This window comes from Rhizobium sp. Leaf341 (assembly GCF_001424325.1).
Classification (GTDB): Bacteria; Pseudomonadota; Alphaproteobacteria; order Rhizobiales; family Rhizobiaceae; genus Ferranicluibacter.
On record NZ_LMPE01000003.1, the window covers coordinates 144,527 to 159,709 of the forward strand.

At 66.5% G+C, this 15,183-nt stretch carries 12 protein-coding genes and 1 pseudogene; 11 read left to right on the forward strand and 2 right to left on the reverse strand.

Annotated features, from left to right (window positions below):
- Positions 1-602 precede the first annotated feature (602 nt).
- From ASG03_RS02340 to ASG03_RS02355, 4 genes and pseudogenes are all read left to right on the forward strand, one after another.
- Positions 603-1,028 (forward strand): annotated as a pseudogene (locus tag ASG03_RS02340) (invasion associated locus B family protein); the annotation flags it as partial.
- 118 nt (positions 1,029-1,146) lie between these two features.
- Complete coding sequence (gene tldD, locus ASG03_RS02345) at positions 1,147-2,562, forward strand: metalloprotease TldD (RefSeq protein ID WP_062691942.1); 1,416 nt, start codon at positions 1,147-1,149, stop codon at positions 2,560-2,562.
- A gap of 243 nt (positions 2,563-2,805) precedes the next feature.
- Positions 2,806-3,717, forward strand: a complete 912-nt coding sequence (locus ASG03_RS02350; protein WP_062691944.1) for a hypothetical protein — start codon at positions 2,806-2,808, stop codon at positions 3,715-3,717.
- A 236-nt stretch (positions 3,718-3,953) separates the two neighbouring features.
- A complete protein-coding gene (locus tag ASG03_RS02355) occupies positions 3,954-4,991 on the forward strand; it encodes a polysaccharide deacetylase family protein (protein WP_062691946.1) in 1,038 nt (345 codons plus the stop codon).
- A 45-nt stretch (positions 4,992-5,036) separates the two neighbouring features.
- Here ASG03_RS02355 and pdxH read toward each other — a convergent pair whose 3' ends face one another.
- A complete protein-coding gene (gene pdxH, locus ASG03_RS02360; RefSeq protein ID WP_062469486.1) occupies positions 5,037-5,657 on the reverse strand; it encodes a pyridoxamine 5'-phosphate oxidase in 621 nt (206 codons plus the stop codon).
- A 103-nt stretch (positions 5,658-5,760) separates the two neighbouring features.
- Here pdxH and ASG03_RS02365 point away from each other — a divergent pair, with 103 nt between their 5' ends.
- The 4 genes from ASG03_RS02365 to ASG03_RS02380 all read left to right on the forward strand — a co-directional run bounded on the left by ASG03_RS02365 (position 5,761) and on the right by ASG03_RS02380 (position 9,424).
- Positions 5,761-6,231: an RT0821/Lpp0805 family surface protein gene (locus ASG03_RS02365; protein ID WP_062472097.1), complete on the forward strand. Its 471-nt coding sequence runs from the start codon at positions 5,761-5,763 to the stop codon at positions 6,229-6,231.
- A 184-nt stretch (positions 6,232-6,415) separates the two neighbouring features.
- The gene (locus tag ASG03_RS02370; protein ID WP_082475501.1) at positions 6,416-7,591 is read left to right on the forward strand and encodes a DnaJ C-terminal domain-containing protein; all 1,176 of its coding nucleotides are present in this window, start codon (positions 6,416-6,418) and stop codon (positions 7,589-7,591) included.
- A 342-nt stretch (positions 7,592-7,933) separates the two neighbouring features.
- Positions 7,934-8,752 (forward strand): enoyl-ACP reductase FabI, encoded by an 819-nt coding sequence (gene fabI, locus ASG03_RS02375; RefSeq protein WP_062469489.1) that lies wholly within the window; start codon positions 7,934-7,936, stop codon positions 8,750-8,752.
- 87 nt (positions 8,753-8,839) lie between these two features.
- Positions 8,840-9,424, forward strand: coding sequence for a histidine phosphatase family protein (locus ASG03_RS02380; protein WP_062691949.1), 585 nt, complete (start codon positions 8,840-8,842; stop codon positions 9,422-9,424).
- A 22-nt stretch (positions 9,425-9,446) separates the two neighbouring features.
- Here ASG03_RS02380 and ASG03_RS02385 read toward each other — a convergent pair whose 3' ends face one another.
- Positions 9,447-9,707 carry a DUF1344 domain-containing protein gene (locus ASG03_RS02385; protein WP_062469494.1) on the reverse strand — a complete coding sequence of 87 codons (261 nt, stop codon included), beginning with the start codon at positions 9,705-9,707 and terminating at the stop codon, positions 9,447-9,449.
- Positions 9,708-9,966: 259 nt separating this feature from the next.
- Here ASG03_RS02385 and ASG03_RS02390 point away from each other — a divergent pair, with 259 nt between their 5' ends.
- The 3 genes from ASG03_RS02390 to ribB all read left to right on the forward strand — a co-directional run bounded on the left by ASG03_RS02390 (position 9,967) and on the right by ribB (position 15,147).
- The gene (locus ASG03_RS02390; protein WP_062691950.1) at positions 9,967-12,717 is read left to right on the forward strand and encodes a bifunctional diguanylate cyclase/phosphodiesterase; all 2,751 of its coding nucleotides are present in this window, start codon (positions 9,967-9,969) and stop codon (positions 12,715-12,717) included.
- Between the two features lie 131 nt (positions 12,718-12,848).
- Positions 12,849-13,946, forward strand: a complete 1,098-nt coding sequence (gene aroC, locus ASG03_RS02395; RefSeq protein WP_062691952.1) for a chorismate synthase — start codon at positions 12,849-12,851, stop codon at positions 13,944-13,946.
- Positions 13,947-14,046: 100 nt separating this feature from the next.
- Entirely contained in the window at positions 14,047-15,147 is a 1,101-nt protein-coding gene (gene ribB, locus ASG03_RS02400; protein ID WP_062469503.1) for a 3,4-dihydroxy-2-butanone-4-phosphate synthase, read from the forward strand.
- Positions 15,148-15,183 lie beyond the last annotated feature (36 nt).

Sequence of the window (15,183 nt, forward strand, 5' to 3'; positions counted from 1 at the left end):
AAGAATGCCACAGAAGGACCGCCGCCGCCACCGGGGGACGCAGCTTCTCCATGCGGCATTTTGCGCAGCACTGGGCGGCATTTTGCGCAGCGCGGGTGTGGCGTGTCCCGAAATGCTCGAGCGGTATCCCGCGCAGCGCGGGGCGGCATTTTGCGCAGCGCGGGTGTGGCGTGCCCCGAAACGCCCAAGCGGTATCCCGCACAGCGCGGGGGCGGCATTTCGCGGTGAGTGTGGACAGAGCCCGTGCGCGCGGGATAGATGGAGCCGCAGACGGGATGCCACGGTGCCAAGGGCTGGAACATGCGGGTCGCATTTCCGCCACACCGCCCTTTGATAGAACGTCGCCTGCCTTCCACGGGACACCGCGAAAGCCGGGCGACACGAGACGCGCTCCGCCCCGACAGGGGTTCACAGGCCCTTCCGGGGGTTTTCATTTCCGGGCCGGCCCTTCAAGAATAGCCGGACTGATTCGGTAGTTTGAGGTTTTCATGGGCCTGTCCCCGCTTTTTCGCCCGTCGATCATCGGAGTTGCCCTCGCTCTGGCGCTGCCTCTGGGCCTCCTGCCCACGGGTGCCATGGCGCAGCAGACGCCCGCGGCCCCCGGCACCGTCAAGTCGAACCACGGCGCCTGGTCGATCGTCTGCGACCAGCCGGCCGGCGCATCGGCCGAGCAGTGCGCATTGATGCAGAACGTGATCGCCGAGGACCGGCCGGAGGTCGGCCTGTCGGTGGTGGTGCTGAAAACCGCCGACCGCAAGGCAAAGATCCTGCGGGTTCTCGCGCCGCTCGGCGTGCTCCTGCCGAACGGGCTCGGCCTCAACGTCGACGGCAAGGATATCGGCCGCGCCTATTTCGTCCGCTGCTTCTCCGACGGCTGCTATGCCGAGGTGGTGCTGGAGGAAGAACTGCTCAAGACCTTCCGCTCCGGCGCGACGGCGACGTTCATCGTCTTCCAGTCGCCTGAGGAAGGCATCGGCATTCCCGTCGACCTCAAGGGATTCGGCGAAGGCTACGACGCCCTGCCGTAAACCGGCGATGCCGCAAGACGACGCGCCCTGCCGTGCCGGAACGAGCATGCGACCCGCCTTGCCCCTCCCCCGGCGCGTGCCTACATAGCGGCTTCACCCAGTCTGACGGAGATGCTCCATGAACACCGATCTCATCACCCTGTTCGATGGCGACGAGGCGGCGGTGCGACGCATTCTTGCCGAGACCCTGAAGGGCGCCGATGACGGCGAGCTGTTCCTGGAACACATCCAGTCCGAATCGCTCTCCTTCGACAATGGCCGCCTGAAGGGTGGCAGCTTCAACACGGACCAGGGTTTCGGCCTGCGCGCGGTGGCGGGCGAAGCCGTCGGCTACGCGCATTCCGGCGATCTCTCGCTGGCCGCGCTGAAGCGCGCGTCGGATGCCGTGTCCGCCGTGACGCGCGGCTATGCCGGCTCCTACGCCGCAGCCCCGCAAAAGACCAATCGCCGGCTCTATGGCGACGAGAACCCGATCGGCGAGCCGAGCTTCGAGGCGAAGGGCGCGCTTCTCTCCAACATCGACGCCTATGTCAGGGCCAAGGACCCGAAGGTCCGCCAGGTCACCGCCTCGATCGCCGCGAGCTGGCAGGTCGTCGATATCCTGCGCGCCGACGGGGCGCATGTGCAGGACATCCGGCCGATGACGCGGGTCAACGTCTCCGTCGTCGTCGGCGACGGCGACCGGCAGGAAGCCGGCTCCTACGGATTTGGCGGACGGCGCGGCTTCGGCGATCTGATCACCGGCGAGACCTGGCGGCACGGCGCCGACGAGGCCCTGCGGCAGGCGCTGGTCAATCTCGAGGCGATCGACACGCCGGCCGGCACCATGGACGTGGTGCTGTCGTCGGGCTGGCCGGGCGTCATGCTGCACGAGGCGGTCGGCCATGGGCTCGAAGGCGACTTCAACCGCAAGAAGACATCCGCCTTTGCCGGCCTGATCGGCGAACAGGTGGCGGCCAAGGGCGTGACTGTGGTGGACGACGGGACGATCGAGTCCCGCCGCGGATCGCTGACCGTGGACGACGAAGGCACGCCGTCCGCCTCCAATGTGCTGATCGACGACGGAAAACTGGTCGGCTACATGCAGGATCGGCAGAATGCGCGCCTGATGGGCATGCAGGCCACCGGCAACGGACGGCGCGAATCCTACGCTCATGTGCCGATGCCGCGCATGACCAACACTTACATGCTGGCCGGCGACAAGACGCCGGAAGAGATCATCGCATCGGTGAAGCGCGGCATCTATGCCGTGTCCTTCGGCGGCGGCCAGGTGGACATCACCTCCGGCAAGTTCGTCTTCGGATGCACCGAAGCCTATCTGATCGAGAACGGGAAGGTCGGCGCTCCGGTGAAGGGCGCCATGCTGATCGGCAACGGGCCGGACGCCATGAAGCGCATCACGATGATCGGCAACGACATGGCGCTCGATACCGGCATGGGCAATTGCGGCAAGGGCGGCCAGTGGGTGCCGGTCGGTGTCGGCCAGCCGCACCTGCGCATGAACGACATGACGGTCGGCGGCACGCAGGCCTGACCGGCGCGTCGTCGTTTCACGCAAAAAACGTTTGGCATCAAGCGAATCAGCAAGGTTCGCTCGATGTCGTGCGCAGTCGAACGGAACTTTTCCATATCCTTGTGGTTGATGCAGGTCATAACCGGACAGTACGTCCGGACAGCAAGGAGAGACATCATGGGACGCGGAATTCTGCTCTGGCTTCTGGGGATTCCGATCCCGATCATCATCCTCATCATGCTGTTCGTGCGCTAGGAGGCAGAGATGGCAAAGCCTCTCACCGCCGCCATTCCCGCGGCGGCAGCCTCCGTGTCCTCGGCCGAATCGGCGAAGTCCGCCGTCAGCTGGGGCGCGATTTTTGCAGGCGCCGTGGCCGCCTCGGCGCTGACCCTGCTTCTTACCCTCCTCGGCTCCGGTCTCGGCCTCAGCGTCGCGTCGCCGTTCGGCAATGACGGTCCGTCGGTCACCACCTTCGCCGTGTCCGCGGCCGTCTGGATCGTCATCGTGCAATGGCTGTCATCGGCCTTCGGCGGCTACATGACCGGACGCCTGCGCACCAAATGGAGCGGCATCCACAATGACGAGGCGTTCTTCCGCGACACCGCCCATGGCATTCTCGCCTGGGCCATCGCGACCCTCGTCGCCGCCGGCCTGCTCGGCTCGGTCATCTCCTCCACCATCGGCACCGGCGTACAGGCGGCAGCCTCGCTGACCGGCACGGCTACCGCCGCAACGGTGGGCGCAGCGGCCACCTCCGACACCGCCGGCAATGCGACGTCCTATTTCGTCGATACGCTGCTGCGTCCGGCGGATCCGCGCACCGCGCAGACGGGCCCGAACGCTCCGGACGCCACGTCCGAGGTCTCACGCATCCTGATGAACGGGGCGACGACCGGCACGATCCCGGAAGGCGACCGCACCTATCTGTCGCAGCTGATCGCGGCTCGCACGGGCCTTACGGAAGCTGATGCCAATAGGCGCGTCGACAGCGTGCTGAAGAGCATCGAGGATGCGAAGACGGCCGCTGCGGATGCCGCCGAGACGGCCCGCAAGGCCAGCGCCACCACCGCCCTCATCGGCGCCGTGTCGCTGCTGATCGGCGCCATCTGTGCCGGCATCGGAGCTGCCCTCGGGGGTCGCCAGCGCGACGACGACAACCTCTATATCCGTCGCTAGATCATCCGATCATTGAACGAACCCGGCGGGCCGCGAAAGCGGCCCGTTTGCGTTCGGTCATGCTTCCCTAATTTGCCCGACATCGCAGCTTGGTCAGCCATTGCCTCAACTCACCGGCGCACCCGGCGACGCGTAGGACGATGCACGGTTCCCCTGCGTGGGACCATGTACGACAGGCCGCGTTCAGGGAGCCTTTACCCCGCGCGTCCTACAGTTGCCGCCCAACAGAGGCGGGAGTGTCGGACATCGTGAAGCCGTTGATCAGGAGAGGCGTCATTGCCGGCGGGCTGGCCGTGTCGCGCGGACTTTCGGCCCTGGGGCTGATGCAGGGCGCGCGCGGGCGCGGATCGATCTTCACTCTGCACCATGTGCGCCCGGCCTCCACCCGGCTGTTTCCCGCCAATGCCCATCTCGACATCACCCCCCGATCGCTCGATGCGGCGATCGTCCGGCTGAAGCGGGACGGCTACCGGTTTCTCGCGCTGGCCGATCTCCCCGCGCATCTGGCAAGCGGGGATGCAAGGCCGGTTGCCGTCTTCACGCTCGATGATGCCTATCGCGACAATCTCGACCATGCCGCGCCGGTCTTTGCCCATCACCACGTGCCGTTTACGGTTTTTGCCACCGAAGGCTTCGTGCGGCGCACGCACAGCCTCTGGTGGGAGACGCTTGCAGAGCTGTTGCAGACGAAGCCGCGGCTGACCTTCGATTTCGGGGACGGGCCGGAGCGCATCCATCTCCAGACGCCGCAGCAGATGCAGGCCGCGTTCGCGCGTTTTGCGCGCTTCGTCCATGCAGCGGACGAGGCCGTCGCCGTTGCCGCGATCGACCGGCTGTCGCGCGCCGAAGGGCTCGACCCCCTGGCGCTGACCGAGCGGCTGACGCTTGACGCTGCCGGGCTGGCCACGCTTGCGCGCCGGCCATTCGCCGCGATCGGGGCCCACACGGTAAGCCATCGCGCACTTGCGCGGCTTGAAGATGCCGAGGCCGAGACGGAGATCTTACGCTCGGTCGAGGCCATCGCCGGCATCACCGGAACCCGCCCGACGACCCTTGCCTACCCGTACGGCGACGCGCGCGCCGTCTCTGCCCGCGACATGCGTCTTGCCGAACGGCACGGCCTGCTTGCCGTCACCACGCAGCCGGGAACCCTTGGCGGACACGCGCACCCGGCCGCCCTACCCCGCATCTCGATCAACGGCCATTTCCAGGCGCCGGGCGATGTGGCCGCGCTCGCCTCGGGCATTCCCTTCCGCCTGATGAAGGCAGGCTGACGCCCGCCTGATCCCGAAGCCCGCCTGATCCCTTTGCAGCGACCTTCAGGGATACATCCGCACCTTCGACCAGTCTCCCTCCGCCTCGGGGCGGCGAAACTCGATCCGGTCATGGAGGCGAAACGCGCCGTCCTTCCAGAATTCGATCGAGACGGGGCGGATGCGGAAGCCGGACCAGTAGGGCGGGCGCGCGATTTCGCCGATCGCATGACGCGCCGTGAACTCGGCGACGGCCTTTTCCAGCGCGAAGCGGCTTTCGAGCGGGCGCGACTGCTTGGAGGCCCAGGCACCGATGCGGCTGCCGCGGGCGCGCGACTGGAAGTAGGCATCGGCTTCGGCGTCGCTGACGATCTCCACCGTGCCGCGCAGCCGCACCTGCCGGCGCAGGCTCTTCCAGTGAAAGCACATGGCCGCCTTGCGCGTCGCCAGGATCTCGCGACCCTTCTGGCTCTCGAAATTCGTGTAGAACACGAAGCCGTCGGCATCGAAGCCCTTCAGAAGCACCATGCGCACATTGGGCAGCCCGTCCGGATCGACGGTGGCGAGCGCGACGGCGTTGGGATCGTTGATCTCGCTCTTCTTCGCCTCCTCCAGCCAGCTGCCGAACAGCGTAAATGGTTCATTTTCCTCGGTGAAGTCACCAGTTGTTAACCGGGTTTCCGTCATAATTCAGTTTCCAATGCAGGCTGCCGATGCTGACGCCAATGTAAGCCTCGGACATGCCGTTTCGAGCGACACCGCATTCATTTTCGAGTTCGACAGGGTGACCGTGAAAGACATAGCAAAACGCGTCTGCGACACCAAGCTCTTCTCCCGATCCGGCCGTGGGCGTTTCCGTCGCATGGCCGGCGCAGCCGCGCTTGGCCTGTGCGTCGCGGGGCTCTCCGGCTGCATGGGCAACGGCATCGGCCTCGGTGACGCGGCCGGCGTCGACAGCGTGCGGACCGGCTCCATACCGGCGCCGGCGAGCCCGGCCATGGCCGATGCCGCCGCCGTGCAGACCGCGGTCCTGACCGCCGACGTGGCCGAGGTCGCCCATAATCCGATCCCTTGGGCCAATGCGCAATCCGGCAGCGCCGGCGTGATTTCCAGCATCCAGGAGCGCACGGACGGGGCGACGGTCTGCCGCCGCTTCACGACGACGCGCCATTCCTATCAAGGCATCGCCAAGTTCGACGGGAATACCTGCCGGACGGGCGACGGCGACTGGACACTGACCAGCTTCGCCCCGCGCAGCTGACCTCCCTACCGCCATCGCGCGTCGTCGGGCGCAGCCCGGCCGCGCCTCGATCCGTCAACCCTTTCTTTACCCTTCGCGCAGGTAAGCCGCCGCGTTCGCACGGGATAAACCTGTCCTTAAGGGGCGGCTTTTCATCATCGCTGCCGGCAATGGCGAACCCGTTGTCGCCCGACGAGGATGAAGAATGAAGATGTCGATGCAGGATCCCTACGCCGTTCTCGGCGTGCGCCGCAATGCGGGCCCCGACGAGATCAAGGCTGCGTGGCGTGCCGTGGCCAAGGCCGTTCATCCCGATCAGAACCGCGAAGATCCCACGGCCACCGCCCGGTTTGCCGAAGTGGGCCGCGCCTACGAGGTCCTGAAGGACCCGCAGATGCGCAATCGCTACGACCAGGCGCGCCGCGATGCCGATCTGCGCCGCATGGAAGAGATGAAGCGCCGCGCCGACCGCGCGCGGGCACCCGAACAGCCCGTGGGACCGGAGACCGCCGAAGAGGCGGTGTCGCGCATCTTCGGCACCGACGATGCCAAGACCGAGGCTGCAAAGCCGAAGGCGCAGCGGGCCGCAGCCCCGCGCCCGGCCCCCGCGCCGAAAAGCGAGACAGTCTTAAACGAGGCAAAGCCCGCAGACGAGGCGGCGACGCCCGGCGAGACGACGGCCGATGCCGCAACACCCAGCGCGCCCGCCGGCCCGAGCATCCTTGCCCGGGCAGCCGCCCCGGCCGCCGAAATCGTGTCCAGCCTTTTCCGCCGGATCCTGCCCGTCTCGGGCGAAACCGTGGACAGGGCCGGCGAGAAAGCAGGCGACAAGACCGGTGACAGAGCCGGTGACAAGACCGGTGACAGGCCGGGTGAACGCGTGCCGGATCTGGTCTGCGAGGCGGTCGCGACCGTCGAAGACGTCATCGGACGGCGGCGCGTGACGGCGATGCTGCCCGACGGCCAGGTGCTGAAGGTGGTGCTGCCGCCCGGCACGACGGATGGCAGCCTGATCCGCCTGCGCGAGCAGGGCTACCGGCAGGGAACGGCGCGCGGCGACGCGCTCGTCAGCATCCGCATCGCGCGGCATGAGCGCTTTCGCGTCGAGGGCACCGACCTGCGCACCACGCTCTTCCTGTCGCTGCACGATGCCGTGCTCGGCTGCAGCACGACGGTGGCGACGGTGACCGGACAGGCAGCGGTCGTCGTCCCGCCCTGGTCCGGCCCGGACAGCCCCTTGCGCATTGCCGAGCAGGGCCTGCCGACCGCCGACGGACGGCGTGGCGACCTGATCGTCGAGCTCAGCCTGACGCTCGGCAAGCGCCCCGACCGGAAGCTGGTGGACCTGATGCGCAGCCAGCGCGACGGTCTCGTTCTCTGACCGCAGCCGTCCCTGCCCGGACCGTTCCGGCCTGGGGCGCCCGGCTATGCCCCGTCCCGCCTGGCCTTGCAGGGGAAAGGGGCGGGAATGCCGGCGGAGCCCGGCGCTTTCTGACGGACGCGTGCGATTCGCGGTGGACACTGACCGTTTGTTACCGGTCCTAACAGTTCCTGATCCTTCACAAGCTTGAACGCCTTGTAAGCCTATGCCATAGCGAGGCCTCGCAAACCGGCCCGCCTCTCGCTTGCGAGCGGGTGCGGACGCGTTCCGGTACTGTATTTTCAAGCAAGATTTCGACTGGCGCCTGCCGGTCCGATCCAGAGGCATTCGGGGGCAGACACGATGGCGCAGACATCCGGTTTGATGAGTGGAAAGCGCGGCGTGATCATGGGCGTCGCCAACAACAGGTCGATCGCCTGGGGAATTGCCAAGGCGATCCATGCACAGGGTGCCGAGATCGCCTTCACCTATCAGGGTGATGCGCTGAAGAAGCGTGTCGAGCCGCTGGCCGCCGAACTCGGCGGCATTCTCGCCGGCCATTGCGACGTCTCGGACGAATCGACCATCGACGCCGTGTTCGACCATATCGAGAAGACCTGGGGCAAGATCGACTTCGTCGTCCACGCCATCGGCTTTTCCGACAAGGACGAACTGACCGGCCGCTACGTCGACACCTCGGCCGACAACTTCGCCAAGACCATGCAGATCTCCGTCTATTCCTTCACCTCGGTCGCGCGCCGCGCGGAAAAGCTGATGACCGACGGCGGGTCGATGCTGACCATGACCTATTACGGCGCCGAGAAGGTCATGCCGAACTACAACGTCATGGGCGTCGCCAAGGCCGCGCTCGAGGCCAGCGTGAAGTACCTCGCGGTCGACCTCGGCCCGAAGAACATCCGCGTCAACGCCATTTCGGCCGGCCCGATCAAGACGCTGGCCGCCTCCGGCATCGGCGACTTCCGCTACATCCTCAAGTGGAACGAATACAACGCGCCGCTGCGCCGGACCGTGACGATCGAAGAGGTCGGAGATGTCGGCCTGTACATGCTGTCGGACCTGTCGCGCTCGGTGACGGGCGAAGTGCACCATGCCGACAGCGGCTATCATGTCGTCGGCATGAAGGCGGTCGACGCGCCGGATATCGCCGTCGTCAAGGACTGACCTCCCCTCCGATCGCAGATGCAGGGCGCCGGGAAACCGGCCCCCTCCCCGCGGGCGATCCCGTTCTCCTCTTCAACAGGCATTGCGATGTTGATCTACATGATCCGCCACGGCCAGACGGATTGGAACGCGGAAATCCGCCTCCAGGGCCAGAAGGACATTCCCTTGAACGCGACCGGCCGCGATCAGGCGCGCGGCAATGGTCGGGCCCTGGCCGCACGCTTGGGGACAGCGGCCGGCACCTTCGACTATGTGGCAAGCCCGCTCGGGCGGACGCGCGAGACGATGGAACTGCTGCGCGGCGCGATGGGCCTCGACCCCGTGGCCTACCGGATCGACGAGCGGCTGAAGGAAGTGTCGTTCGGCGACTGGGAAGGTTTCACGCTCGAGGAGCTGGAAGCGAGCGTGCCGGACCGGGTGGCCGAGCGCGAGGCCTCGAAGTGGGACTTCATCCCCCCGGGCGACGACGCCGAGAGCTACGAGATCCTGTCCTGGCGGATCGCGTCCTGGATGAAGGACGTTGCGGTCCCCACCGTCTGCGTCAGCCATGGCGGCGTCATCCGCAGCGTGTTCAAGCTTCTTGGCGCCATGGCGCCGGAGGAGGCCTCGATGGGCGCCATTCCGCAGGACCGGATCCTGAAAATCGCGAACGGCACGGTCGACTGGGTCTGACGACGCAGAGCGCGGTCCGAGCCTACTGGACGACCTCGAGATCGTTGATGACGCGCTTGCCGTCGACTTCGGTGTAGAACACCACCACCTTGACGCCGGCCTTAAGGCCTTCGAAGTTGAACTCCTCAGGCGCCTGATAGCTCTTTCCGTCATCCAGCGAGAGGCTGAGGCGATCCGTGTCGATGCTCGTGATCGTGGCCTCGACGTCGGCGCTGTCGGCAAAGGCTGCAAGAGGGGCGAAGAAACTGGCGGTCGCCATCAATGTCGCAACGACGAAACGCATCTGTGTCTCCCTCTTACCGTTTGATTCACTGTCCGAATATGATGCAGTTTTTGGGCGTCGATTGTGGCAAAAATTCACCATCCTTGTGACAATCCGATGAGCATGTGACGTCGGGACCGGTTCCGGAGAACATGGTTAACCAAGCGTTGACGCAGCGGGGGTCCGGATGACGGAGAGCCTCGGCCTTAGCCCGCAGTGCATAAGATGTTGTTAATCTTCGAGCACTACTCTCGGTCGCTTTCAACGGGACGTCTGCTGCATGGCCGGAATGGGGAACAATGTTCGCGCCAAGGCGGCGACGATCGGGCGCTTCTGCCGTTCCTCCCTCGTGCCCTCCCTGCTGGCGCTCATCGCCCTCCTGTCGGCTGGATACGTGTATGAGACGCAGAACAGCGCCAATTTTCGTCAGGCGCTGAAGAGCGACGCGGAGAACACGCTCGGCCTCGTGGCGGCGCAGATCCAGGCCAATATCGAGAGCAACACGGCCGCGCTTTCCGGCCTCGCCAACGACATCGCGCTCGACGGCGACATGTCCCCATCGCGATTTCAGGCGATCGCCACCCGCATCATGGAGCGCAATCCGGGAATCCGCCGTATCGGCCTTGCCCCGGGCGGGGTGATCTCCCGCGTCATGCCGAGCCGGGAGCATGAGCGGATCGTCGGCACGCGGCTCGACACGTTCTATTCGCAGCGCACGGCCGCGCGCCGCGCGCAGGCCCATGGCCGCGCCGCACTCGGAAGCCGGATCATGCTTCCCGACGGCTCCGCCGGGTTCGACGTCTACCTGCCGGTGTTCTCGGGCCCGAGCGGATCATCGGCTTTCTGGGGCTTCGTCGAGGCGGTGATCGACGAAAACGCGATCCATCTCGGCGCGCACCTGACGACGGGGATCGAACGCGGCGCTGCTGCCGGCACCGTCGCCAACCGGGGGATCGGCAGCGGAAGCAGCACGGTGGTGGCCGGGCGCAGCACGCCGATCCTGCTCGCGATCCGGGACATTTCCGACCCCGCCAATATCGGCGACGCCTTCGTCGGCCGGAACGCGACCTTCCAGACCGAGCATGTGCTGCAGGAGGTCGCCCTGCCCGGGGGCACGTGGCAGATCGCGGGCGTGCCCGTCGGCGGATTCGACCAGGCGCCCGACAACGAAGCCGAAATCGCCCTGATCCTTCTCGGCTGCGCCGTGGCCGTCCTCGTGCCGATCGTCCTGACCTTCGGGATGATGGGGGAGCGCCGGCGCGCCGTCGCCGCGCTGGCCTGCCGCAACCGCGAATTCCTCGCCATGTCGCATCGGCTCAACCTGGCGCTCGAATGCTCCCGCTTCGGCGTGTGGGAAATCGATCTCTTTACAGGGGCGCGCAGCTGGGACGACCGGATGTACCATCTTCACGGCCTTCCCGCGGGGAACGGCACGCCCGGTGCCGATGGCTGGAAGACGCATGTCCACCCCGACGACCTGCCCCAGGCGGAAAAGGCGCTGAACGAGACGGTGCTCTACCTGGAGCGCTACCAGACCGACTACCGCGTGGTCCTGCCGACGGGCATCCGCCATATCCGCCATATCGGCGCCATCAACACCGGAGCCGGTCACCGCCAGACCGTGACGGGCATCAGCTGGGATATCACCGAAGACGTGCGGCTGACGGAAGCGCTGCGGGAGGCCAAGGCGCTCGCCGAGGCGCGAACCGCGGAACTGGCATCGGCCAAGGACCGGATCGAGCACAATGCGCTGCACGACCCGCTGACCGGGCTCGGCAACCGGCGAATGCTGGACGCGGCGCTTACCACCCTGCTTAACCGCGACCCCGGGGAGGCGACGGACGTGGCGCTGCTGCATCTCGATCTCGACCGCTTCAAGCAGATCAACGACACGCTCGGACATGCCGCGGGCGACGCCATGCTGATGCACGCCTCGAAGGTGCTGAAGACGGAGGCCGGCGCTGACGATCTGGTTGCGCGGATCGGCGGCGACGAATTCATCGTGCTTGTGGCCGATCCCTGGCCCGGCCAGCTGGAAGCGCTGTCCGACCGCATCATTGCCCAGATGCGGCAACCGGTGGATTACCAAGGCTTCGTCTGCCGATTCGGCGTCAGCATCGGCATTGCCGTCAGCCGGGGGGCCGACGCCGATCTCCGCCGGCTGCTCGTCAATGCCGACATCGCGCTCTACCGCGCCAAGGAGAAGGGCCGCAACCGCTTCGAGTTCTTCAGCGAGGCGCTCCAAAGCGAGATCGTCAACAGCAAACGCATCGCCGACGAGATCCTTGAGGGCATCGAGAAGGGTGAGTTTACGGCCTGGTACCAGCCGCAGTTCACCGCCGAAACGCTGGAGCTCTGCGGCGTCGAGGCGCTGATCCGCTGGAACCACCCGCGCGAAGGCGTCCTGACGCCGGACAGGTTTCTCTCGATCGCGGAGGACCTGAACGTCGTCGCAACGCTCGACAAGATCGTCATGGAGCGCGCCCTGACGGACATGATGCTGTGGACCGCTGCCGGCATCACCGTTCCCCGGATCTCGGTCAACGTGTCCGCCCGCCGGCTGAGCGACGAGACGCTGCTCGCCTCCCTGACCGGCCTCGCCTTCCAGCCGGGGCAACTCTGTTTCGAGCTGGTCGAGGCCATCTTCCTCGATGGCGACGATGCGATCATCACCGCCAACCTCGCCGGCATCGCCGCCCTCGGCATCGATGTCGAGCTCGATGATTTCGGCACCGGTCACACCTCGATCGTCAGCCTCCTGAAGATCCGGCCGAAACGCCTGAAGATCGACCGGCAGCTCGTCTCGCCCATCATCGGCTCCCCGCGCGAGCAGGCGCTGGTGCGCGCCATCATCGACATCGGACGGTCGCTCGGCATCGGAATCGTGGCGGAAGGGGTGGAGACGCTGGCGCATGCCGAAATGCTGGCCGTGCTCGGCTGCGACATCCTGCAGGGCTATGCCTTCTCCAAACCCGTACCCGCCGACGCGCTGGCCCGAGCCGCGGCCACCCAGTGGCAGCTCGCATCCTGACCGGCCCCCGGGCGACGCCGTGTTTTTCTGCGCAAAGCGTTTCCGCCCGGCAACTTATGCAGTAAGAGTGTCCGCGCAAGAACGGGTGCCGCCAGTCGGGGCCGCCCGCAGCAGACAATGGTTGCCGCAGCATGTCGCATAATACGTTCGGTCATCTCTTTCGCGTCACGACATGGGGCGAAAGCCACGGCACGGCGCTCGGTTGCGTCGTGGACGGGTGCCCTCCGGGCATTCGCTTCACGCTGCCGGAACTGCAGGCCTGGATGGACAAGCGCAAGCCCGGCCAGTCGCGCTTCGTGACTCAGCGCCGTGAGGACGACCTGGTGCGCGTGCTGTCCGGCGTGATGCCGGACGCGGACGGCGAGACGCTGGTCACCACCGGCACGCCGATCTCGATGCTGATCGAGAACACCGACCAGCGCTCCAAGGACTACGGCGATATCGCGCGGCGCTACCGCCCGGGCCATGCCGACTATACCTATGACGTCAAATACGGCATTCGCGACTATCGCGGCGGCGGACGTTCGTCGGCGCGCGAGACGGCGGCGCGCGTGGCGGCCGGCGGGCTGGCGCGGCGCGTGGTGCCGGGCCTCACCGTGCGCGCGGCGCTCGTGCAGATCGGCCAGCATCGCATCAACCGGGCGAACTGGGACTGGTCGGAAGTCGGCAACAATCCGTTCTTCGCGCCGGACCCCGCCATCGTTCCGGTCTGGGAAGACTATCTCGACGGCATCCGCAAGGCGGGCTCGTCGGTCGGCGCGATCATCGAGGTCGTGGCCGAGGGCGTGCCGGCCGGCATCGGAGCGCCGATCTATGCGAAGCTCGACCAGGACATCGCCGCCAACCTGATGTCGATCAACGCCGTCAAGGGCGTCGAGATCGGCAACGGGTTCGAGGCGGCCAGCATCACCGGCGAGGAAAATGCCGACGAGATGCGGATCGGACCGGACGGCAAGCCGGTGTTCCTGTCCAATCACGCCGGCGGCATTCTCGGCGGCATCTCGACCGGACAGCCGGTCATCGCCCGGTTCGCCATCAAGCCGACCTCCTCGATCCTCACCGAGCGGCGCTCGATCGATGCGGACGGCCAGGAGGTGGACGTGCGCACCAAGGGCCGCCACGATCCCTGCGTCGGCATCCGCGCCGTGCCGATCGGCGAAGCCATGGTCGCCTGCGCGATCGCGGACCACTATCTGCGCGACCGGGGCCAGACCGGGCGCCTTGATTGAGCAATGTCGGCACGGCCGGCAGAATTTAGAGACGTCGGCCTTGCCGACTTTGTGAGACCAAGAGGCCCGAGCGGCCGCCTGTCAGAAGAGGATCCCACCCATGTCCTTCGATCAGAAGCGCGTCGTCGATGCCATCCGGGCGTTCGAAGCCGGCGAAATCGTCGTCGTCACCGATGATGACGGCCGCGAGAACGAGGGCGACCTCATCGTGGCCGCCGTTCACTGCACGGCCGAGAAGATGGCCTTCATCGTGCGCCATACCTCCGGCATCGTCTGCGCCCCCATGCCCAAGGAAGAGGCCAAGCGCCTCAACCTCAACGCGATGGTGGCCGACAACGACAGCGCCCATACGACGGCCTTCACGGTCAGCGTCGACTTCAAGCATGGCACGACGACCGGCATTTCGGCCGACGACCGGACCCTGACCGTGCGCAACCTTGCCAATCCCAATGCCGGCGCCTCCGATTTCGTCCGCCCGGGCCATATCTTCCCGCTGGTGTCGCGCGAAGGCGGCGTGCTGATGCGCTCGGGCCATACCGAAGCCGCGGTCGATCTCTGCAAGCTTGCGAGCCTGCCCCAGATCGGCGTGATCTCGGAACTCGTCAACGACAACGGCACGGTGATGCGCGGACCGGATGTCGCGGCTTTCGCACAGGCGCACGGCCTCAAGCAGCTCTCGGTCGCCGATCTCATCGCCTATCGCCAGCGCAAGGAAACGCTGATCCACCGCGGCGCGGTCTTCGATATCGATACGCCCTACGGCATGGCCAAGGGCCACGCCTTCGCGCTGCCCTGGGATCCGATGCAGCACCTCGCGGTGGTGTTCGGCGACATTCGCGACGGCGTCGACATTCCGGTGCGCCTGCATCTCGAAAATGTCGGGGCGGATGTCTTCGGCAAGGAGCGTCAGCTCGACCGGATCCTGAAGCGCATCTCCGACAGCGGTCGCGGCGTCGTGGTCTATCTGCGTGAAGGCTCGGTCGGCGTCGGCGCCTCGCAGACGGCGCGCAAGACGCTGCAGGATCGGGAAGGCCACAGCGAGGCGCAGGCCCGCGACAGCGAATGGCTCGAGATCGGTCTCGGCGCCCAGATCCTGAAGGACCTCGGCATCTCGTCCATCAAGCTCCTGTCGACCCGCGAACGCCATTATGTCGGACTGGAAGGCTTCGGGATCGAGATCTCGGAAACGATCCTCCTCTAAGAGCTCGCTCCGGGAGACGCCGGCCGGGATCAGACC

Coding starts and splice junctions, on each gene's coding strand:
- ASG03_RS02385 (WP_062469494.1), bottom strand. CDS start 9,707: ATGCGTTTCGTCGTTGCGACATTGATGGCGACCGCCAGTTTCTTCGCC.
- ASG03_RS02370 (WP_082475501.1), top strand. CDS start 6,416: ATGAAGATGTCGATGCAGGATCCCTACGCCGTTCTCGGCGTGCGCCGC.
- ribB (WP_062469503.1), top strand. CDS start 14,047: ATGTCCTTCGATCAGAAGCGCGTCGTCGATGCCATCCGGGCGTTCGAA.
- ASG03_RS02350 (WP_062691944.1), top strand. CDS start 2,806: ATGGCAAAGCCTCTCACCGCCGCCATTCCCGCGGCGGCAGCCTCCGTG.
- tldD (WP_062691942.1), top strand. CDS start 1,147: ATGAACACCGATCTCATCACCCTGTTCGATGGCGACGAGGCGGCGGTG.
- ASG03_RS02380 (WP_062691949.1), top strand. CDS start 8,840: ATGTTGATCTACATGATCCGCCACGGCCAGACGGATTGGAACGCGGAA.
- pdxH (WP_062469486.1), bottom strand. CDS start 5,657: ATGACGGAAACCCGGTTAACAACTGGTGACTTCACCGAGGAAAATGAA.
- aroC (WP_062691952.1), top strand. CDS start 12,849: ATGTCGCATAATACGTTCGGTCATCTCTTTCGCGTCACGACATGGGGC.
- fabI (WP_062469489.1), top strand. CDS start 7,934: ATGGCGCAGACATCCGGTTTGATGAGTGGAAAGCGCGGCGTGATCATG.
- ASG03_RS02390 (WP_062691950.1), top strand. CDS start 9,967: ATGGCCGGAATGGGGAACAATGTTCGCGCCAAGGCGGCGACGATCGGG.